We start from the raw sequence: 20,609 nt of genomic DNA, 5'->3' as shown, positions 1-20,609 counted from the left end.
GTTGGCTCCTAGAAAATGCTGGTTTCAGAGATCTTCTTGGAGATCGCGTTCGCCGTGATCAAGAAGACGAAGTTGACGACCGTATTGAACAGGCCGATTGCGGTGGAATACGAGAACTGGCTGTTGAGAATACCGATTTTGTAGGTGTAGGTCGAGATGACCTCGGTGGCGGGCAGGTTCAGCGAGTTCTGCATCAGGAAGATCTTGTCGAAGCCGACGTTCAAGACGCTGCCCATGCTCAGGATCAGCAGGATGCCTGCGGTCGGCATGATCGCGGGGATATCAACGGTGCGGATCAGCTGCCAGCGTCCGGCGCCGTCGATTTTTGCGGCTTCGTACAGGGAGGTGTCTACGCCGGCGAGTGCGGCGAGATAGATGATGGAGTTCCATCCGCAATGCTGCCAGACTTCAGAGATCCAGTAGACGGAAGTGATCGCCTTCGGGTTGCCCATGACGCTTTCAGGGCCGAGGAAACGGCCGATGATGCCGCTGCCGGGGGTCAGGAAGATGTTGAGCATCGAGACGATGACCACGACGGAGATGAAGTGCGGCATGTAGGTGACGGTCTGGACGAAGCCCTTGACCTTGGTGGAGTGAATCTGGTTGATGAGTAGTGCGAGGATGATCGGGAAGATGAAGCCCATGACCAGGGTCCACAGGCTGATGCGGATGGTGTTGGTCATGATTTCGCCGAACAGCGGGGAGTGGAAGAACTGGTTGAAGTAGTAGAATCCAACCCAATCGCCGCCGGTCAGGCCTTTGTCCGGGTCGAACTTGCGGAAGGCGAGCTGGATGCCCCACATTGGCACGTAGGCGAAGACCGCCACGAAGATGAGGGCCGGCGCGCTGAGCACCCACAGCTCCCAGTAGCGGCTGAAGTGGCGCGCGAGCTTGTCGATGATGTTGGGTTTCTTCTGTGTATTCGCTTCAGCGGCGTATGGCTGTCGGGTGGCTGGTGCCGACGGAGCCGCCGCTGCGGTGATTGATGGCGTGGTCATGCTAGCTCCAAATGTTGTTGGTGTATCGGCCGGGTGACGTGTGACGGCTGTGAACCTGCTTGTTCTGTGGTCGCGAGGCGTCTACAAGAGGAGGTGGTGGAGGAGCTCAGCTCCTCCACCGTTCAAGGAATCAGGGGGTAAGTCTTGTTGTTGTGCGGTGTGTCCGCGGGGCGCATGGGGCGCGATGCCTACGTCGCTTACGTCATGCGCCCCGCGGAATCCGCCTGATTGGCAGTCTACGAGAGGCTCAGGCCTGCTTGTCGTAGTACTTCTGCCAGATCTTGATGTTGGTGTCGAGGCCGAGTGTCGGTTCCTTGACCTTCTTGAGGTAGTCGCTCCACTCGCTGTCGATGCCGCCCTTCTGCACCCACTTGGCCAGCTGGTTGTCGGTGTAGTTGAAGATCGCGGTGTTGTTGTTCGACAGGGTGTCCATGTCTTCGCTGCTCGGGTGCACCCAGATCGGGATGACGTCCTTGACCGGGTCGACGTTCTTCTTGATGGTTTCGCGCACGGCCTGGTCGCTGGCGGTGACCTGCTCGGCGTTGGTGTCGTTGACGATTGTCACGTCATCGGGGATCCAGCCGGCGAAGCGATCCTGGAGTGCGACGGCACGGGTGTCCGGATACTCGGCGTAGGCCTTGGCCTTGTCGATGGTGTACTTGTGGTTGCCGTTGTCGGTCACGATATCCGGGATGGAGCCGTAGAAGCCGGAGACGGAGAGCTTTTCGCTGTACATCGCGTTGATGAGCTTGAGCGCTGCATCCTTGTTCGCGGTCTTCGGGTTGAGGCTGAGCACGTAGGCGTATTCAGCTGCCGGCTGCGAGTAATCCCACTTGACCTGGGAATCCGGGTCGGAGGCCTTCTGCTTGAGCGGAGGGAGTGTGATGTACTGATCGGCGAGCTTGTCACCGAACTCCGAGTAGTTGGACCAGCCGAAGGTGACACCGCTGATGGCAGTCTTGCCGTCGCTGATGGTCTGCGAGTTGTACTTGGAGGCGTCGCGGGTCAGCGCGTCCTTCGGGATAAGTCCTTCGGCCATCAGTGAGTGCAGGTAGCTGATGGTGTCCTTGAGCTCATTGGAGGTCAGGTAGCTGGCGACCTTGCCGTTCTTGACATAGTAGCCTTGGCTGGATGCGGAGGCGCCCATGAAGCTCGTGGTCAGGCCGGTGGAGTTCATCAGCGTCAGCGGGCTCCACAGACCGAAGCCCAAGCCGCGGATGTTCATCGGGACCTCATCGGCCTTGCCGTTGCCGTTCGGATCCTTGGTCTTGAAGGCCTCAAGCGTGGTCTTCAGCTCGCCCCAAGTGGTCGGGACTGGCAGGCCGAGCTTGTCAAGCCAGGTCTTGTTGATGAACATATGCGTGGCGGAGACACGGTAGCCCTTGCCGCGGTCGGAGGGGAGCAGATACAGGTGGCCGTTGTCTTCTGCGAACTTCTTGGCATCGGGCTGCGCCTTGAAGAACTTCTGGACGTTCGGCAGCTTGGACAGGTCCTTGGACATGTCCTCGAACTGTGAGGAATACTTGGTGACGTCGGTGGAGTCGTACAGCGCCAGGCCGATGTCGGGGAAGTCGCCGGCAGCCATCTTGGCGGACTTCTGCTGGCCCCATGCGTTATCGCTGATCTCCTGCCAGTTGATCGTGCAATTGCAGGCGGCTTCGAGATCCTTGGAGAATTGGGTCTTCTTCATCGGGTTGTCGGTGACGTTGCGCCTGACTTGGATGGTGACGATCGGTTTGCCGTTGGCGTCTGTTGTGGCCTTGCCGCTGCCACCGCAGGCGGCGAGGGGGATGAGCATGGATGCCGCGGCGATGGTAGCGATGGCCATCCGTACACTTCTTCGTGCCATTTCTCTGTCCTTCAACTTAATGATTTGTTTGTGGTGCTGCGGAACTTATTAGGATTCAACTGACAGGCTGTTGTGGATTGGATCCGTATTGCTTGCTTGCTGACTCCTGTGTCGGTTTCCGTTCGCACGCTCGATTGTAAAACATTAAACGTTTAACGGCAAACGTTAAACGTTTCACGCGTGTCGTTTTTACATGGGAACGTAACCATCCTTGATATCACAGCTAATTGCTGATCTTTGTCGGTGTTTGGTGATGCTTGGTGATGCTCAGTCTTGGTGGGGTGGCGGTGAGATTTGGTTGCGGGTTGTATGCGGTTGTGATAGCGGGTGGCATCCGGTGGATGGCGACAGGTGGCGGTGAATGTGTTGTGCCGGTGAATGGCGTCGACGAATGACGGTGATTTGGCAGTGGTGAGCGGGTAGCGGATGGTTAGTGCTTAGGACATGGCGGCTCTTGATATTCCTTGCTGCTTCATCAATGCTGCGTTCCACTTAGCCTGTCGCGCACTGAACCCGCCAGGTCGCTGATTTCGCCGAACTTACCAAGCCGCTGTGTCCGTGGAATCTGCCGAACCCGTCGTGCCGCCGATCCTGCTCAGCCCGTCGCGTCCACTGAACCAGCCGTGCCCACTGAACCGGCCGTGCCCACCGAACCCGCCAATCCCACCAAGTCCACCGAACCCCAAACCCACCGCGCTCATCGTGCTCGTGATCCCATCAATCGCACCAGCCCCACCGAACCCACCAAGCTTGCCGCGCTCACCGGCCCCACCGACGCCACCGCGCCCGCGATGCCAGCAGACGCTCGTCCCCCAATGTCCCATAACGCGAATACCTTGGGATTCATGAGTTCCAAAGCACTTCGTATGTCTACGCTGTTCCTGCGCACGCTGCGCGAGGATCCTGCCGATGCGGATGTCGATTCCGCGAAACTGCTGCAACGCGCCGGGTACATCCGCAAAGCCGCTCCAGGCATCTGGACGTGGCTGCCGCTCGGCCTGCGCGTCCTCGATAAGATCGAGGGCATCATTCGTGAGGAAATCAACGGTATCGGCGCCCAGGAAGTGCATTTCCCGGCCCTGCTGCCCCGCGAACCGTACGAGGCGACCCACCGCTGGGAAGAGTACGGCGAAAACATCTTCCGTCTCAAGGACCGCCATGGTGCGGATTATCTGCTGGCCCCCACGCATGAGGAGATGTTCACCCTGCTGGTCAAGGACATGTACTCCTCGTACAAGGACCTGCCGGTGACGCTTTACCAGATTCAGACCAAGTACCGCGACGAGTTCCGCCCGCGTGCCGGTCTGATTCGCGGCCGCGAGTTCATCATGAAGGACGCTTACTCCTTCACCGTTGACGAGGAGGGCATGCGCAAGGCCTACATGGACGAGCGCGGCGCCTACGAGCGCATTTTCACCCGCCTTGATTTGAAGTATGTCCCGGTGTTCGCCATGTCCGGCCCGATGGGCGGATCTGCGTCCGAGGAGTTCCTTGCCCCGATGCCGATTGGTGAAGATACCTTCGCGCTTGCCCCGTCCGGCAAGGCTTGGAACGTCGAGGCGCTGACCACGCCGGAACCGCCGGTCGAGGATTATTCCGACACTCCTGCCGCCGAAAAGGTCCCGACCCCTGACGCGATGAGCATTGACAACATGGTCGCGCGCGCCAATGCGGATCATCCGCGCAGCGACGGCCGTCAGTGGCAGGCGAGTGACATCCTGAAGAATGTGGTCATCGCCGTCAAACACCCTGAGGATTCCGACCATGATAAGCCGTGGCGCGAACTCGTGGTTGTCGGTGTGCCCGGCGATCGCGTTGTCGATATGAAGCGTCTGGAAGCCCAGTTCACCCCCGCCGAGATTGAGGAAGCGACCGAGGATGACTTGAAGGCACATCCGGAGCTGGTTCGCGGCTATATTGGCCCGATGGCCCTTGGCCCGCAGGCTGCGGCGCGCGGTGTCGAGCACCCGATTCGCTATTTCGTTGACGCGCATATCGCCCACGGTTCCGCGTGGTTCACCGGTGCCGATGAGCATGAAGTCGACTACTACAACCTCGTGTATGGCCGTGATTTCACCGCCGACGGCACTGTCGAGGCCGTCGAGGTTCGCCATGGCGATATGAGCCCGGACGGTTCCGGCCCGCTGAGCTTCGAACGCGGCGTGGAAATCGGTCAGGTCTTCCAGCTTGGTCTCAAGTATTCCAACGCGCTTGGCCTGAAGGTCCTCGATCAGAACGGCAAAGCCGTCCCGGTGTGGATGGGCTGCTACGGCATCGGCGTCAGCCGTGTGCTCGCGTGCGTCGCCGAAACCCATCATGACGACAAGGGTCTGGCCTGGCCTGCAGTCATCGCCCCGGCCCAGGCGCATGTCCTCGCCACCGGTAAGAACGCCGAGGCCTTCGACGCCGCCGAAAAGCTGGTCGCAGAACTTGAAGATCGTGGCATCGAAGTGCTGTATGACGACCGCAAGAAGGTCTCCCCGGGTGTCAAGTTCAAGGATGCCGAGCTGATTGGCGTGCCGCTGGTCGCTGTCGTCGGCCGTGACACGGTCAACAACGGCACAATCGAGGTCCGTGACCGTGACGGTTCGAACTCCGAGGCTGTCGCCGTCGATGCGGCTGCGCAGACCATCGCCGATCGTCTTGCCGCATTGCTTGACAAGTAGAGGCCGGGTATTGCACAGACAACGTACGGCAAGAGTACGGCATGATGTGATTCGTGTTCCGTGCGTGTGCGCGCAGATATGATTCAACCTGTGGCGGGCGTCATCTGAGTAAGGTGACGCCCGCCACTGCGTGTGGATGCCGCGGGATTCGCAGGATTCGTGCGATTTGCGGGCGCTGCGGGATTCGTCGGGATTCGTACGGGATTTGTGGAATTCATTGGATTCGCTGGGTTTGTCGAATCGGCGTCCTCGCCTGAACGACTGTTCTCGGCGGCTTCCAGCCGAGCGACTTTCCTGAAAACCTCATTACGCCGACGACATGTGCGCGTTAGGTTGCTGGCGCCACTACCCAAACCGGTTACGGTGGGACGGCGGGGACCCTGCCAATGTTGCTGGGATGTGGTATCTCGACCTGATTGTAAGCGGAAACGTCGAAGGCATTCCCAGCCGACGTTCTCGTTCAAACCGGCTGTCCTTGTGGCTCGTACCACATCGACAGACGCGAAGCAACACCGGTATCATGAGTTATCCACATTCCGCCGTTTCTCACTTTTCCTTGATTTCTTGCGGATTGCGATAGCTGAATGCATCTTTTGACCACATTTTCCGATTGGCTGGCGCAGTACCCATGCCATCCGGAAGAATGAATAGTACCGCAGACGCGACGGTGACATCCTGCAATACGACAGGCTTCTCTCCTCGCTCCAATCTCCAGTTGTGTGGTAGGACGTGTCCCCGTCGCGGCTGCAGTCCACATATCGCAGTCATGGATTCGCAATCATGAGGGGGAAAGCAATGGTGCAGCAAGGTCTGATAACCATCAATGGATACGCCGGTTCCGACCCGGTCAATTTCGGCAAGGATGTGCCCGCCTGTTCGTTCAGGATCGGGTGTACTCGCCGCTATTTCGACAACTCCGCAAAGGAATGGAGGGACCGCCCGACCATATGGATTACGGTCAAGGCGTTCCGTTCGCTGGCGCGCAATGTACTGGCTAGCGTGCATAAAGGCGATCCGATCATCGTGTCGGGCACGTTGGCGAACGAGCAGTGGGAACGCGATGGCGAAACCCATTCCAGAACGGTCATCGAAGCGGCTTCCATCGGCCATGATCTTGGACTTGGGGTATCGCAGTTCACTAGGCAGAAATCAGGATTTGCGTCCGGGGCACCGGCGCCTGGGACGTCGACGCAACCGCAGGAACAGCAGCAGCCGCAGGGACAACCGCAAATGCAGCAGGCTTCCATATCAGGTGCGCCTAATCAGGGAGCCGTGCCTCCGGAAGCCTCCGCCGGGCAAAACCAAGGGGGTCTTCCGCGCGACCCATTCGCTGAGACGCAACAGCCCCAAGCGGCTGAGGGTGAAGCATATCCCATGCCCGAAGATGATGAGAACCCTCCTGAGGAGGTATTTTGACCAGGGACGGCTTGAAAACGGGCAAACAAAAATGGCCACGAAGGCATGTGGGAGTCTTCGTGGCCACGTGGTGGGGAGGAATACTGCCGGTCGGTCATATCCGTGACACGACGGAATATGGCGGCGGTGCATGGTCCGGCGTCTGCAATCGTGCGCCCTATCGGCACACAGGTGGCATCACCAGATGCGTACCCGCTTGTCGGGGTCGAGCCACATCGCGTCCTCGGGCTGCACGTTGAACGCCGTGTAGAACAAATCGACATTGCGCACGATGCCGTTGGTACGGAATTCTGCGGGGGAGTGGGGGTCGATCTGCAGGTACTGCTCAGCGAGTTCGTCGCGCTGCTTGGTTCGCCAAATCGAGGCGTAGCTCAGGAAGAAACGCTGAAGCCCTGTGAAACCGTCGATGACGGGCGCGGTGTCGAGTGCTGCCTTGATGGCGTCGGTCGAGCCGTCCTCCGGTTTGCCGGCAGCGGCGTCGAGGGCGAAGGCGTATGCCTTGAGCGCGATATTCACGCCGCCCAGGTCGCCGATGTTCTCACCAATGGTTAGCGCGCCGTTGACGTGTGGGGCTTTGTCCGGCTCGTCGGCGTACTTCTCGACGAGCTGGCTCGGCACGAAACCGTTGTACTGCTCGATGAGCGCCTTGGTCCGCTGCTCGAAGTGCTCACGGTCCTCGTCGGTCCACCAGTTGTTGAGTTTGCCGTCGCCGTCGTACTGGCTGCCCTGGTCATCGAAGCCATGGCCGATTTCATGACCGATGACAGCGCCGATGCCACCGTAGTTCGCTGCGTCATCGGCTTCGGGATTGAAGAAAGGAGGCTGCAGAATTGCTGCCGGGAACACGATGACATTCAGTGACGGCTCATAATAGGCGTTGACTGTCTGCGGGTTCATCAACCACTCATCACGGTCCACAGGCTTGCCGGCCTTGGACAGTTGGTACCCGTTCTCGTACAGGGACGCGGCACGCATATTGTCCACAAGTCCGGCGTCATCGCGTACGTCAAGGGCGGCGTAGTCACGCCAATGACTGGTGTACCCGATTTTCGCGGTGAACTTTGAGAGCTTTTCCAGCGCCTTACCCTTGGTCGCTTCGCTCAACCAGTCGCTGGTGCTGATGGACACGCGGTAGGCGTCAATCAGATTCCCGACGAGCTGTTCCATGCGCTGCTTGGAGCTTTCAGGGAAGTGACGTTTGACGTATTCGCGCCCGACGTCCTCACCGCACACGCCGTTGACCAGCGAAACGCCGCGCTTCCACCGGTCACGCTGCTGTTTGGCTCCGGAGAGCACCTTGCCATAGAACGCGAAATTCGTCTCGTCGAACTCATGGCTGAGCATGCCCGCCCATCCGATGATGGTGTGGACGCGTGCCCACAGCTTGAGATCATCCAAGTCGCTTGCCGCCCAGAATGCGTCAAGCCCGGACAGGAAGCTCGGTTCATGCACGATCGTATGTTGCACAATCGCCCTGAAATCAAGCGGTTGCGCCTTGCCTGCCGTCGTTGCGTCGTATGCCGTCTGCCATGCGTCCACCCAATCGGATAGGCCGAAATGCTCCAGCGACTCGCTCAATGCCGCGTAGTCAGTGGGATTGTAGGTTTTCTGCGAATCCCTTGTGGCCACGTTGTCCCAATGGTGCGAAGCGATGGAGGTATCAACCTCGAGGAAGCGCTTCGCCTGTTCTTCTGATTCCAGCTCGTCGCCGTACCCGGCCTGGCGCAGTTGCTTGGCGACCATCGCCACATACTGTTCGCGGACCTGGGCGTAATGATCCTCGCGGTAGTATGCCTCATCCGGCAAGCCGATGCCCGCCTGTTCGATGTGTACGATGTTATGCTCGGGGTCTCCCGGGTCTCCATATATCGCCATCGCGAACAGGTCCGGTCCCCCGGTCGGGTTCAACGAGCCGAGCACGCGGGTGAGCGCGGTCTTATCCGCGGCATGGTCGATGGCATCAAGATCGGGGCGAATCGGCTCAATGCCAGCGGCGTCCACGGCATCGGTGTCGCAGAACGCGCGGTAGAGGGCACGGGACTTCGTCGCGGGGCAATCGTCATCCTCAAGGATGTCGCGAATCTGGCTTTCGGCGTTCTCTGCGAGCTTGTCGAAGGAGCCATAGCGGGAACGGTCATCCGGAAGACGATAGGTGTCGATCCAAGGCCCGTTCACGTAACGGAACAGGTCGTCGGCGGGCTTGATAACGGAGGAGAAAGAGGCCGGGTCAAGGCCGGAAACCAAAGCGTTGCTCATAGCTTCACCCTAGCCAGATTCGGTGACAATCCGGCATTGTTCCGTCGGGGGTACCTGGCGGGTGGAGCAGCCGACCCGCAGAGTGCGGGCACGGGCGCAAGAAACCGGACAATATTTCGCATGTCGTTGCCCCACAAGACCATCGTGCGCGAATACAATACGAAATGTAGGCAAAATCCGGTGCCTGTAAGGAAAGGAGTAGTCATGACTGATCAGAATATGAATCAGAATCCTTATGGACCGTATGCCAACAACCCCAACCCGAACGCGGGACAGAATCCCGAATCCGACGACAGGAACCAGTATTCGTTCAACCCGTTCCGCCTGGTCGAGGAGATGCTGCCGCAGCGTGCGAAGAACACCATCCGCGGAGCCTATGGGCTGATTGGCATCGTCGCCGTCATCCTCGGTGTCGCGTTGCTGGTATGGCCGGGCAAGACCCTGGTCGTCGCGGCCATCGCGCTGGGCGTATTCTTCGTTGTCGCCGGCGTGGTGCGTATCGTCAGCGCCATTGTCGAACTCGGTCTGCCCGCCGGATGGCGTGTGCTTGATATCATCGTCGGCCTGCTGCTGACCATTGGCGGCGTCATCATGTTCAAGTACACGGCGTTGTCCGCGCAGACCCTGCTCATCGTCATCACCTTGACCGTCGGCATCTGCTGGATTGTTGAAGGCATTATGGCGCTGACCGAATCCTGGATGCTACCGAAGCAGGGGTGGGCGATTTTCTACGCGATCATCTCGATTATCGCGGGCATCGCGATCCTGTTCTGGCCGGGGCCGTCGGCGTTGACGCTGATGATTTTCGGCGGCATCACGCTCATCGTGCTCGGTGTCAGCGCAATCGTGCGTGCGTTCACCTTCGGCAAACCCAGCAAGCGCTGAACGTAGCTGAAGAACAGTCATCGGAATGAGCGGGCCGCCTGCCGCAACTGGCAGGCGGCCCGCTCATTCCAGCCAACGGTTCGCCGTCTGGCTTCAAGGCAACGGCTTGCTTTGTAAGCCGCACGAAGTAGGGTTGCAATTATGATCGAACTGAAAACACCTCAGGAAATCGAAGCAATGAAGCCTGCCGGCCATTTTGTCGGTAGCATTCTCAAGGAACTGCGCGCCCAGACCGGCGTGGGAACCAATCTGCTTGACATCGACGATTACGTTCGCCGCCGCATCGAAAGCCGTAAGGGTGCAGAATCCTGCTACGTGGATTACGCCCCGGACTTCGGCACTGGCCCGTTCAAGCATTACATCTGCATTTCCGTCAACGATGCCGTGCTGCACGGCGTCCCCTATGATTATGACCTGAAAGACGGCGATCTGGTCAGCCTCGACCTGGCGATCAGCGTCGACGGGTGGGTCGGCGACTCCGCCATCAGCTTTGTGGTCGGCAAGAACAAGGATCCCGAGGACTTGCGCCTGATCAAATGCACTGAGGATGCGCTCGCCGCCGGCATCGCGCAAGCTCAGCCGGGCAACCGTCTCGGTGATATCTCCGCAGCCATCGGCGATGTTGCGCACGAGCAGGGCTACACCGTGAACCTCGAGTTCGGCGGCCACGGTGTGGGTCATATCATGCACGGCGATCCGCACGTCGCCAACGATGGCAAAGCGCATCACGGCTACAAGCTGCGCCCGGGGTTGGTCATCGCGATCGAACCGTGGTTCATGAAGACCACCGACGAGATCTACCAGGATCCGAAGGACGGCTGGACGCTGCGTTCCGCCGATGGTTCGCGCGGTGCGCACACCGAGCACACCATCGCCATCACCGAGAACGGCCCGGTGATTCTCACCGCTCGCGACGAATAAACCGCCCCGAATTACCTTGGGTATCCCCGGCGGGGGCGGAACGGGTATACGTTTCGCCCCCGCCGATTTTTCGTGTCGCCGCCAGAGCGTGGATATCGGACCATCGGCGTTCCGGTCCCCGCGAAAAGCGTCATGATGACCATTGTGCAAGACGGCCGGGTCATCACCAAGACACGGTCTGGTATCATGAACACACTCCAGAACATGCATGAACATTGTCGTATTATCGCCGTGAACAGCGTGTGGCAGATGCGAAGGCATTCTACAGAAAGGGGAGCTGATGGCGACAGCCGAGTTGAAGATCGATTCCGAACAGTACGATCTGCCGCTGGTCAAAGCGACCTCGGGTCCGGACGGCATCGTTGTGTCCAGTTTGCGCAACGACGGGTGGGTCACGCTTGACCCCGGTTTCCTGACGACCGCGCAATGTGAATCAAAAATCACGTTCATCGACGGCAACAACTCGATTCTGCGCTACCGAGGCTACCCGATTGAGCAGTTGTGCGAAAAGTCCGATTTCCTTGAAGTCGCCTGGCTGCTGCGTCACGGTGAGCTGCCCACCCGCCAGCAGTACGAAAAGTTCTGCTCCGACATCAACCATCGCACCATGGTCGGCGAGGATTTCCGCACCTTCATGGGGTCGTTCCCGCGCACTTCGCACCCGATGAGCGTGCTCGCCTCCGCCATCAACGCGCTCGCCGCATTCTACCCTGACACCACGGATGTCAACGATTCCGATCAGCTTGACGAAGCGGCCGAAATCATCATGGCGAAGGCGCGGACCATCGTCAGCTACATCTTCCGTCGCCGTCGCGATGAGCCCATGCTCTATCCGGACGTCTCTCGCGGCTATGTAGACGATTTCCTGCGCATGTGCTTTGCCGTGCCATACGAGCCGTTCGAATCCGACCAGCTGTATGTGCACGCGCTCGGCCGTCTGCTCATTATCCATGCCGACCATGAACAGAATTGCTCGACCTCCGTGGTACGCATCGCGGGCAGCGCGCACGCGAACCTGTATTCCGCGGTCGCCGCGGGTGTCAACGCGCTGTCCGGTCCGTTGCATGGCGGTGCCAACGAGGCGGTGCTGCGTCAGCTCAAAGCCATCCGTGATTCAGGCAAGACCGTCAAGGAATTCGTCGAATGGTCCAAGGACAACGGCAAGCGTATTGCCGGGCTCGGCCATCGCGTGTACAAGTCGTACGACCCGCGCGCGGCCATCGCAAAGTCGTATCTGACGAAAATCGTGGAGCATGAAGCGACGTTGAAGCTTCCGAAGGATGAGCGCGCGCTGTTCGACGTGGCTACGGAACTTGAGCAGATCGCGTTGAACGACGAGTATTTCGTCTCTCGCCATCTGTACCCGAACGTCGACTTCTACACCGGGTTAATTTACCGCGCGATTGGTTTCGACCCGGCCATGTTCACGACGCTGTTCGCGCTCGGCCGCATCCCCGGCTGGATTGCGCAGTACCGCGAAATGCTGGACGACCCGATGACCAAGATTGGCCGGCCGCGCCAGGTGTATACGGGTGAGGCGAAGCGCGATTATGTTCCGATGGATCAGCGCTGATTTGTGCTGATGGCGTTGACTTGGTTGGCTCCGTTGGCGGCGTTTCGAGTCGGATAGTGCCGAAGGCTTGAGTGTACCGGTGGCATTGATGGTCTTTGACGCTGATGGCGCTGATGATGTGATGACTGACGGCGTTGCTGGTGCCGGTGGTTGGCCGACGACCTTGGCTGATGGCGCGTTGATGGTGCCGGTTCGTTGGCTGACGACGTTGACCGATCACGTTGGTCGATGACGTTGCTGGTGCCGGTGGTTGGCCGATGGCGAGTCCGATGACGGTGTTGCTGGTGCCGAGGGTGCCGATGGTCTCACAGATGGTGTCGAAGGGCTGAGAATACCGATGGTCCGGGGAAGTGGGATTGCTTGTCTCTGGTATCTCTCTGGTATCTTCGTCCTGGCGCAATCGTGTCAGCAACATAGAAACACTGACGAGCGCAGTCTTCCCATGGCGGGGTAGATTCCCGTTGACCGTGCCGATGACGGGCGCCGCACAACCTGTATCGCGGCGCCCGTTAGTGTTTGACTGGGTTGGATTACGCTTCGCCCAGCCCTCGTACGTCGTGATTGCCCTGTCGTGATTGCCCGTGTCGTGATTGCCCGTGTCGTGTGATCGCCCATGTCGTGTGATCGCCCGCATCTGTGCAAGCCGCCCTATGCGCTCATCCTCACGTTGGTTGTGAGTCGTGGCTCACAATCGGTTGTGTTCTGTCGTGTCGGTGCGTGGATGAGCGTCGTCAGCGTGTTTGGTTGTGAGTGGCGGCTCACAACGTGGGCGCAGTGGGTCCCAACCTATGGCTGTTCTGTTCGTTCGCGCTGCAGATTGTGAGTGGCGGCTCACAATCAGCGGTGTGGAATATAGTCCGGCGGCCGATAGCCGTCGCTCTGATCGTTGGTTGTGAGTGGTGGCTCACAACCAACAACAAAGAGAAGCTGTTCGCGGTCGTCATTGATTGCGTCGTGTTGTCGATTGTGAGTGACGACTCACAGCCAGGACAGAGGTGCGGTCAGTGCCTCTCAAATGCGTGGCGTTTGCCAGCGTGTTGTGAGCGACGACTCACAACCAACATGGGAGAAGGACAAATGACCTTGATGGGTTTGAATTCGCCAAGCTTGCGGTTGATTAATCCCCGGTCGGTGAATGTTCCGATTCATCAAGATCTCGATTATCCGAGACCTAGCCGTGCGAGTCTAACCCTGCCTTGGGCTCTGCCGGTTCGGACTCCAGCCGACTAGAACCCAAGACGCGCAGTTTCGCCCAATCTGAGTCCCAACCTGCCCGAGCCCGTTGGAATCAATAGCGCATCATCAGAGACAATACGCGGAATCCGCCGCTCATACTCCAAAAACGAGCGTGAATACCAAAGCGACGATCGCGATTCCGCCCTGCTTCAGAATAATCCACGGACTGCTGGTATAACTGCCATATGCGGCGACTGCGATGATGTATCCCAAGAGCCATGCGACCGCTGCCTGCGAGTGGTATGCGAACAGCGCGATCAGCAACAGGACACCGATCAGCAGGTTATACACCCCTTGGTTGCGGAACAGCGTTGTCACAGAATCGCGCGACAGTTCCTCGTGCGTCATGCCGAACACGCGCCCCGTCGAGGATGATGTAGTCGCGATGGTCTCCAAATAGAAGATGTACATGAATTCAAGAGATACCAAGGTCACAAGGACCATGCTGACAATGTGCATGATAGTACTTCTTTCTTCTGTTTCTCACGATTGCGTGTGGAACGGACCGTAGATAACGCTCGACATCCGCATCACTGCAGATGGCTTGACGTTCGCCGTCGGTTGCATCAGAAAACGGGGCAAACGAAAAGTAATACAGGTTGTATGATTCATCTGCCCCGCATTTTTCGAGATATTCGTCAGTTCTTGTGCAGCTTCTCGTTGAGCGCGATGCCGACCTTGCGGTAGCGTGCCTCGATGCGGCCGCTGACCGAATTGCGGATGAACAGGATGTTGTTCTTGCCGCTCAAGTCCGAACCCTTGACAACGTCGAGCGGTTCGCCGGCCGCGACTTTCGCCTTGTCGTAGACGGTCACCTTGGTGCCGGCGGTTACGTATAGGCCCGCTTCGACCACGCAGTTATCGCCCAGGGAGATGCCGATGCCGGCGTTGGCTCCGAGCAGCGAATGCTCGCCGATGGAATTGCGCAACTTGCCGCCGCCTGACAGCGTTCCCATAATCGATGCGCCGCCGCCGATATCCGAGCCGTTGCCCACGACTACGCCCTGTGAAATGCGGCCTTCAACCATGGAAACGCCGAGCGTGCCAGCGTTGAAGTTTACGAAGCCCTCATGCATGACTGTCGTGCCCTCCGACAGGTAGGCGCCGAGCCGCACACGGTCGGCGTTGCCGATGCGCACGCCGGTCGGGACCACATAGTCGACCATACGTGGCATCTTGTCGACGAGCATGACTTCGACGTTGGCACTGGGGGCGCCGTTGACGACGTTCGCTGCGGCCGCCTGTACATCCATCTTGCGCAGGGCGAAATCTTCGATCGCGAACGGGCCGTAGTTCGTCCAGACGACGTTCGTGAGCACGCCGAAGATGCCGTCAAGATTGATGGTGTTCGGCTTTGCCAGGCGCAAGCTCAACAGGTGCAGACGCAGGTAGGCATCGGCTGCATCCGTGGGGGCTGCGTCCAAATTGCTGACCGTGAAAATCGGGATGCGTCGTACCCCGCGTGCGTCGGCTTGTTCGCGGACGAGAGCGTCGAACCCGGGTGCCGGGCGGTCGGCTGGCGATGGAGCGGTGCCGAGGGTAAGTTTCGGATACCACACGTCGAGCGTGGTGCCGGCGGCGTCGATGCTTGCCAGTCCCCATCCCCATGCGGTGCGTTGGTCTGCCATGATATTCTCCTGCTTTCTGGTGCCTTGAGGTGCCAATGTCCTAGAGGTTTGCGATGTCCTGAAGGTGCGCTTTATGCATGGTGCGCTTACTGGCGAGTATATTACGGTTCGCCGGTTATCGACAGGCGGATTCCGGTGCGCGAGTTGCGTTGCGGTGATGGGGTGGGCTGGGTGGCATCTGGCCGGGTGGTGTTTGTCGTGGTGGTGTTTGGCGGTTGATGGTGCCGTCCTGATTGTTGGTTGTGAGTGGTGGCTCACAATCGGTAAGTGGAGTGGTTGCATCTGTAGTTGTTTGGGGCGCCCTGTTGTTGGTTGTGAGTGGCCGCTCACAATGTGGGTGTGTTGGGTCCCGTTCTGCTGCGGTTCTGCTCGTTCATGCTGTTGGTTGTGAGTGGCGGCACACAATCGGTTGCGTTCTTGTACGTCGAGTACACGGAGAGCAGTCATCAAGGTGTTTCGTTGTGAGTGGTGGTTCGCAATCGATGGTGTGGAATGCTGTCCGTTGGTTGGTTGTTGGTGTCCTTATCGTTGGTTGTGAGTGGGGCTCACAATATGGACGCAGCAGACCCGTTCTGCGGCTGTTCTGTGTGTCAATATCGTTGGTTGTGAGTGGCAGTTCGCAACCAACGATGTGGAATCTAGTTAGGCTGTCGATTGTTGTCGCCGTGATCGTTGGTTGTGAGTGGTGACTTGCAACCAACGATACTGGCCTGTCGGTCGGTGGTTGGTTATTGCCGCTCTTGTCGTTGGTTGTGAGTGGGCGCTCACAACCAGTTGTGTTCTTATGCGTCGGTGCGGGGACAGCCATCGTCAACCTGTTTTGTTGTGAGTCCCGGCTCACAGCGGACGCATGCCGGAGACCGTCGGATCCCTGGCAGGTCACAAGCGAAAACTCGACGGATGCTGGGCACATACCTGAGACAGATATCAGACTCTTGCGAGGCGGATATCGGGAATAGATACCGATAGATGCCACACTGCCCGCTGCCGCCGACCGCCTCCCGCCTGCGACAATCAGGGAACGACCTTACTGTGGATAACTTCATCTTCTGACCACATTGTCCGTTCCAGCTTCCGACGGAAAGCGCGACAAGCTAGCGTCGACCGTATGAACATGAACACCGTTGAACATCGAAGATCGGGGCTGATGACGCAGGCGAATGGCCGTCGCACCGAAACGACTCAGGTCCGTCTGTTACGTATCCAAGCTGAGACGCTGATCCGTTGTCGTGAACTTCAGGCGCGCGCCGCTTCCCCGCTGATTTTTGCGCTGAGCACCGCATTGAAATTGCTGTGCATCGATGTGCCGAATGAATTGAATCATGACGAGTTGGTCGTGGTCGCGGATTCGCAGAAAACTCGCAGACGGATCGCGGGCGTCCGCTGCGTGTATTGGAGCTATCCCACGCGGCTGGTGCATCTTGAGGGTATTACGTGCGTCGCGCCGGATACGACGTGGCTGATGTACGCGCGTCGTTCGAGGCTGGAATCGTTGGTGTTGCTGGGCGATGCGTTCATGCGCAGGGATAGCGATCAACGGTGGATGACGTTGCGTGATTTTCGCGATTCGTGTCATGCGACGCATGAGCAGATTCGAAAAGCCAAGCGAAGAATGCCGGCGGGCACTGTGAATTCTCGCAGAGCCATGGTGCTGATGAGGGAGAACACTGATTCTGTCCGAGAAAGTGAATTGCGGTTGATGCTGCTGTCCTATGGCTTGCCGATGCCGCAAGTCAATCCGCACGTCGATATCAGGAATGACACCGGGCAGGCGAACGTGGGCGGACGTCGGCGATTCTTCCTCGACCTTGCATATTCTGAGTGCAAAGTCGCTGTGGAATACGACGGTAAACAGCATGCGAGCAATTGGGAGGAGGATGTTCGCCGTCGTACGTTGCTCGAGGATGCTGGCTGGATGTGCGTGAATGTCACCTGGAATGATATGCGCAGTGATGTTGAACGACGCGCGCTCGCTGTAAGTGTGGCCTCGCGCCTGGAACGCCGGTCGGGGAGGAAACATGCCGTGACTGGGCCGATTCCATTGCGACGATTGGCTTCTCGCTTGCTGCGGATAGATAAAGAGGCTGATGATTCTATGACCGAGAAGGCTGATGCGCACGGTTGATGGGTTGATGGTGTGTTAATTGCGCAGTGCGGACAATTTGGTTGTTGTTGGGCGATGGCAGTGCTGATGCCTGATTGCTGGGAGAAAACTGACGGTTTACTGACGGTTGCAGGCGGTTGCCGGCGACATTGACTTCGATTCCGCACTCGGTGTCGCACGCAAGACGCGCGTTGGATTCATGGGCCGGTGACGGGAAGATCACTGATGTCATGGCGATATTTGACACGCCTGATGATTGCGCAATGTGTGCCAAATTTGTGGCTGGATTGACGTCGGTCCGGTAGGAAATCGTGCAATGTGGCGCGGCTTCGAAATAATCACGTGGACGTTCTTGCTGCGTTGCGGTCGAAAAGTCGATGATGTCCCTTTGCTTCTCGGTTGCACCGTAGGTGTCGTCGTTGCGTGTAACGTTTTGGAATCCGATTGTGCCCGGACGGAATCATGTCCTCCGGGGCGGTGTGTAGTTACCGAGGTTGTCGCGATTTTCCCGGCGTGGCTACGAGTGTGACGCAAACCGTGACTGTGTCAGAGGTCTGTTCCTGGGACTCTTGCGATTCGACGTCGCTGTAGTTTCGTAGGCATCCGTGTTGCGCCGTTTTCCGCCGACCTCGCCGCGCGTCATGTACGCTGCACCGCTCGCCTCGTCGACCTCCGCGCCCATCAACGCGTCCGGCATCAGCTCCAGCATCCGTGAGGGCCGGTAACGCATCTCCTCCTGCCCGCGCGCGACCTGCAACAGCAAGTCCCGCGCCTGTTCATCGTCCAATGATGCTACCGTATGCCTTACGGTCATCGTCTGGTCCTTCCCGCCATCAATTTCACTTATCCATCAATGGCGATACTAGGCGGTGATCCTTTTCAAAGCCCGCAAGAAACAGGGCTTCATACACCAATTTCTGGGACATAACTGACCGGTGGTTTGGCATGACCAGCGGTTTCGTTCGACTGACTATGTGGCTTGACTGGCTTGACCGGCTTCTTGACTCGGCTCCCTTGATTGTGAGTGGTGGCTCTCAATCATGCGGCAACAAGTCCGAATACGTCGTCACCCGTCCGTGCATCCCACTTGATTGTGAACGTCCACTCACAATAACCCACAATGATCTTGGGTGATGAAGGCATCGCTGTTTGCTCTGACGATGATTGTGAGCACTGACTCACCTTGCGCACACGAATGAGCAATTGCCGGCGACTGATATGGTCTCTCCCTGTCTGATTGTGAGTTGTCACTCACAACTGTTCGTTTGTATGTCCCAACTGGTAGCTGAAGCCGACCGATGACTGGTAACTGGTGATTGGCGATAGGTGGCTAGTCGCTGCTAACTGCTGGCTGCTGACGACTGACGGTGACTGGTGAGAGCTGGCATCGTTGACATAGCTTGGCGGGTTGCGAGCGCTGGCTCACAATTAGGCGCAGGGGCCGTGGTGATTGGCGACCGTAGGGGGGGCTGGAGCTTCGGTTGTGTTTGTCGACTCACAATCAGATAGGGGAAGATCGCGCTCGCCGCATGATAGCGGGGGAGGTTGCGCTTGACGCCCAGATATTGGTGAGTGCTGACTCACAATCAGATCGGAGGAAGACCAGCTCGTGACCAAATGGGAGCGGAATCACAGAAAATTGTGAGTGCTGACTCACAATCCTGGCAGGGGAGACGCGTGTGTCGCGCGTGGTACGTGATTTCGGAGTTGGGCTGTGAGTGCCGGCTCACAATCAGCGAAGGGTGTGAACGTTCGGACGGGTCGGCGGACGATTTCCGCCTGTGCCTGTAAGGTGGATAAACGTGGCAGACTATGACTTTACGCAAGATTTGAACGAGACCAAGGCGAAATTTGACATGATCGCCAAGGCCATCGATATGGACGCCCTTGCCTCGTCAATCAAGGATCTCGAGGTAGAGGCGAGCGCGCCCGGCCTGTGGGACGACCAAGAACACGCTCAGCAAGTTACCAGCAAGCTCTCGGCAGCGCAATCCCAACTGAAGCGTCTCAAGGACGCCCAACGGCGCATTGACGACGTCGAGACCCTGTACGAGCTCGGTTCGGAGGAAGACGACAAGGATTCCATGGACGAGGCCGTCAACAATCTCAAACAGCTCGATCAGGACCTCGTCGACATGGAGGTCCAGACCCTCATGGACGGCGAGTACGACGCACGTTCCGCCGTGGTCACCATTCGTTCCGGCGCCGGCGGCGTCGATGCCGCCGATTTCGCCCAGATGCTGCTGCGTATGTACCTGCGCTGGGCGGAACGGCATAATTTCAAGACGAAGATGATGGACACGTCCTATGCCGAGGAAGCCGGCATCAAATCCGCCACATTCCAAGTCGATGCACCGTACGCGTACGGCCGGCTATCGGTCGAGGGCGGCACACATCGTCTGGTGCGCATTTCGCCGTTCGATAACCAGGGCCGTCGTCAGACATCCTTCGCCGCGGTCGAGGTGATTCCGCTCGTGGAATCCACCGATCACATCGATATTCCGGACTCCGATATCCGTGTCGACACCTTCCAAGCGTCGGGTCCTGGCGGTCAGGGCGTGAACACCACGTATTCCGCGGTGCGCATCACCCACTTGCCCACGGGCCTCGTGGTTTCCATGCAGGATGAACGCAGCCAGATTCAGAATCGTGCGGCCGCCATGGCGGTGCTCCAGTCCCGCCTGCTGGTGCTGCGTCACGAAGAGGAAGCCAAGAAGAAGAAAGAACTCGCCGGCGATATCAAGGCCAGCTGGGGAGATCAGATGCGTTCCTACGTGCTGCATCCGTACCAGATGGTCAAGGATTTGCGTACCGGTTATGAGACTTCGCAGACTCAGGCTGTGTTCGATGGCGATATCGATGGTTTCATCGAGGCTGGCATCCGTTGGCGTCACGACCAGCGCAAGCAGGCCGCCGAGGAAGCTGCCCAAGCCTAAGGCGACGCAGGCCTTGGAACATCGAAAGCCTTGAAACAACAACTGAACCACATCTGACAACACTTGACAACGTGCTGCCTCGTATCCGCCTTGGGGCAAGAATTCGGGGCACACGTCCGGTAATCGACACGGAAGACGGGA

14 protein-coding genes are annotated in these 20,609 nt (G+C 58.5%); 8 read left to right on the top strand and 6 right to left on the bottom strand.

Annotated elements, in window-relative coordinates; genetic code table 11:
• Positions 1–8 precede the first annotated feature (8 nt).
• Positions 9–998: an ABC transporter permease gene (locus CQR48_RS06365; RefSeq protein WP_101452383.1), complete on the bottom strand. Its 990-nt coding sequence runs from the start codon at positions 996–998 to the stop codon at positions 9–11.
• A gap of 247 nt (positions 999–1,245) precedes the next feature.
• Positions 1,246–2,847, bottom strand: a complete 1,602-nt coding sequence (locus CQR48_RS06360) for a type 2 periplasmic-binding domain-containing protein (protein ID WP_101452382.1) — start codon at positions 2,845–2,847, stop codon at positions 1,246–1,248.
• Positions 2,848–3,692: 845 nt separating this feature from the next.
• On the opposite strand from CQR48_RS06360, the gene CQR48_RS06355 reads away from it, so the two are divergent.
• Together CQR48_RS06355 and CQR48_RS06345 are read left to right on the top strand one after the other, a co-directional pair.
• Positions 3,693–5,513, top strand: coding sequence for a proline--tRNA ligase (locus tag CQR48_RS06355; protein ID WP_180335125.1), 1,821 nt, complete (start codon positions 3,693–3,695; stop codon positions 5,511–5,513).
• Between the two features lie 780 nt (positions 5,514–6,293).
• Complete coding sequence (locus tag CQR48_RS06345; protein ID WP_081602308.1) at positions 6,294–6,929, top strand: single-stranded DNA-binding protein; 636 nt, start codon at positions 6,294–6,296, stop codon at positions 6,927–6,929.
• A 177-nt stretch (positions 6,930–7,106) separates the two neighbouring features.
• Here the strand turns inward: CQR48_RS06345 and CQR48_RS06340 are convergent, their stop codons facing one another.
• Complete coding sequence (locus CQR48_RS06340; RefSeq protein WP_033491891.1) at positions 7,107–9,185, bottom strand: M13 family metallopeptidase; 2,079 nt, start codon at positions 9,183–9,185, stop codon at positions 7,107–7,109.
• Positions 9,186–9,389: 204 nt separating this feature from the next.
• Between CQR48_RS06340 and CQR48_RS06335 the strand changes: the two genes are divergently transcribed.
• From CQR48_RS06335 to CQR48_RS09160, 4 genes are all read left to right on the top strand, one after another.
• Positions 9,390–10,070 carry an HdeD family acid-resistance protein gene (locus tag CQR48_RS06335; RefSeq protein WP_033491892.1) on the top strand — a complete coding sequence of 227 codons (681 nt, stop codon included), beginning with the start codon at positions 9,390–9,392 and terminating at the stop codon, positions 10,068–10,070.
• A 141-nt stretch (positions 10,071–10,211) separates the two neighbouring features.
• Positions 10,212–10,991 (top strand): type I methionyl aminopeptidase, encoded by a 780-nt coding sequence (map, locus tag CQR48_RS06330; RefSeq protein WP_015450800.1) that lies wholly within the window; start codon positions 10,212–10,214, stop codon positions 10,989–10,991.
• A gap of 280 nt (positions 10,992–11,271) precedes the next feature.
• Positions 11,272–12,564 carry a citrate synthase gene (locus tag CQR48_RS06325; RefSeq protein WP_015450799.1) on the top strand — a complete coding sequence of 431 codons (1,293 nt, stop codon included), beginning with the start codon at positions 11,272–11,274 and terminating at the stop codon, positions 12,562–12,564.
• A 79-nt stretch (positions 12,565–12,643) separates the two neighbouring features.
• Complete coding sequence (locus CQR48_RS09160; protein WP_168983689.1) at positions 12,644–12,796, top strand: hypothetical protein; 153 nt, start codon at positions 12,644–12,646, stop codon at positions 12,794–12,796.
• A 1,097-nt stretch (positions 12,797–13,893) separates the two neighbouring features.
• On the opposite strand, the gene CQR48_RS06320 is transcribed toward CQR48_RS09160, so the two are convergent.
• Together CQR48_RS06320 and dapD are read right to left on the bottom strand one after the other, a co-directional pair.
• Positions 13,894–14,259 (bottom strand): DUF1304 domain-containing protein, encoded by a 366-nt coding sequence (locus tag CQR48_RS06320; protein WP_015450798.1) that lies wholly within the window; start codon positions 14,257–14,259, stop codon positions 13,894–13,896.
• Positions 14,260–14,438: 179 nt separating this feature from the next.
• Complete coding sequence (gene dapD, locus CQR48_RS06315; RefSeq protein WP_101452379.1) at positions 14,439–15,428, bottom strand: 2,3,4,5-tetrahydropyridine-2,6-dicarboxylate N-succinyltransferase; 990 nt, start codon at positions 15,426–15,428, stop codon at positions 14,439–14,441.
• 1,108 nt (positions 15,429–16,536) lie between these two features.
• Here dapD and CQR48_RS06310 point away from each other — a divergent pair.
• The gene (locus CQR48_RS06310) at positions 16,537–17,553 is read left to right on the top strand and encodes a DUF559 domain-containing protein (RefSeq protein WP_015450796.1); all 1,017 of its coding nucleotides are present in this window, start codon (positions 16,537–16,539) and stop codon (positions 17,551–17,553) included.
• A 496-nt stretch (positions 17,554–18,049) separates the two neighbouring features.
• On the opposite strand, the gene CQR48_RS06305 is transcribed toward CQR48_RS06310, so the two are convergent.
• The gene (locus tag CQR48_RS06305) at positions 18,050–18,346 is read right to left on the bottom strand and encodes a hypothetical protein (RefSeq protein ID WP_101452378.1); all 297 of its coding nucleotides are present in this window, start codon (positions 18,344–18,346) and stop codon (positions 18,050–18,052) included.
• Positions 18,347–19,334: 988 nt separating this feature from the next.
• Between CQR48_RS06305 and prfB the strand changes: the two genes are divergently transcribed.
• Positions 19,335–20,468, top strand: coding sequence for a peptide chain release factor 2 (gene prfB / locus CQR48_RS06300; RefSeq protein WP_015450794.1), 1,134 nt, complete (start codon positions 19,335–19,337; stop codon positions 20,466–20,468).
• Positions 20,469–20,609 lie beyond the last annotated feature (141 nt).

It is taken from the genome of Bifidobacterium thermophilum, from assembly GCF_002846655.1.
GTDB lineage: Bacteria > Actinomycetota > Actinomycetes > Actinomycetales > Bifidobacteriaceae > Bifidobacterium > Bifidobacterium thermophilum.
The sequence above is the reverse complement of the archived record's forward strand: the minus strand, read 5'-3'. Positions and strand labels throughout refer to the sequence as shown.

Bases quoted from the DNA above. Each gene is read 5' to 3' on its own strand.
- CQR48_RS06335 (WP_033491892.1), top strand. From the start codon at position 9,390: ATGACTGATCAGAATATGAATCAGAATCCTTATGGACCGTATGCCAAC.
- CQR48_RS06360 (WP_101452382.1), bottom strand. From the start codon at position 2,847: ATGGCACGAAGAAGTGTACGGATGGCCATCGCTACCATCGCCGCGGCA.
- CQR48_RS06340 (WP_033491891.1), bottom strand. From the start codon at position 9,185: ATGAGCAACGCTTTGGTTTCCGGCCTTGACCCGGCCTCTTTCTCCTCC.
- dapD (WP_101452379.1), bottom strand. From the start codon at position 15,428: ATGGCAGACCAACGCACCGCATGGGGATGGGGACTGGCAAGCATCGAC.
- map (WP_015450800.1), top strand. From the start codon at position 10,212: ATGATCGAACTGAAAACACCTCAGGAAATCGAAGCAATGAAGCCTGCC.
- CQR48_RS06345 (WP_081602308.1), top strand. From the start codon at position 6,294: ATGAGGGGGAAAGCAATGGTGCAGCAAGGTCTGATAACCATCAATGGA.
- CQR48_RS06310 (WP_015450796.1), top strand. From the start codon at position 16,537: ATGAACATGAACACCGTTGAACATCGAAGATCGGGGCTGATGACGCAG.
- CQR48_RS06355 (WP_180335125.1), top strand. From the start codon at position 3,693: ATGAGTTCCAAAGCACTTCGTATGTCTACGCTGTTCCTGCGCACGCTG.
- CQR48_RS06365 (WP_101452383.1), bottom strand. From the start codon at position 998: ATGACCACGCCATCAATCACCGCAGCGGCGGCTCCGTCGGCACCAGCC.
- CQR48_RS06305 (WP_101452378.1), bottom strand. From the start codon at position 18,346: ATGACCGTAAGGCATACGGTAGCATCATTGGACGATGAACAGGCGCGG.
- CQR48_RS06320 (WP_015450798.1), bottom strand. From the start codon at position 14,259: ATGCACATTGTCAGCATGGTCCTTGTGACCTTGGTATCTCTTGAATTC.
- CQR48_RS06325 (WP_015450799.1), top strand. From the start codon at position 11,272: ATGGCGACAGCCGAGTTGAAGATCGATTCCGAACAGTACGATCTGCCG.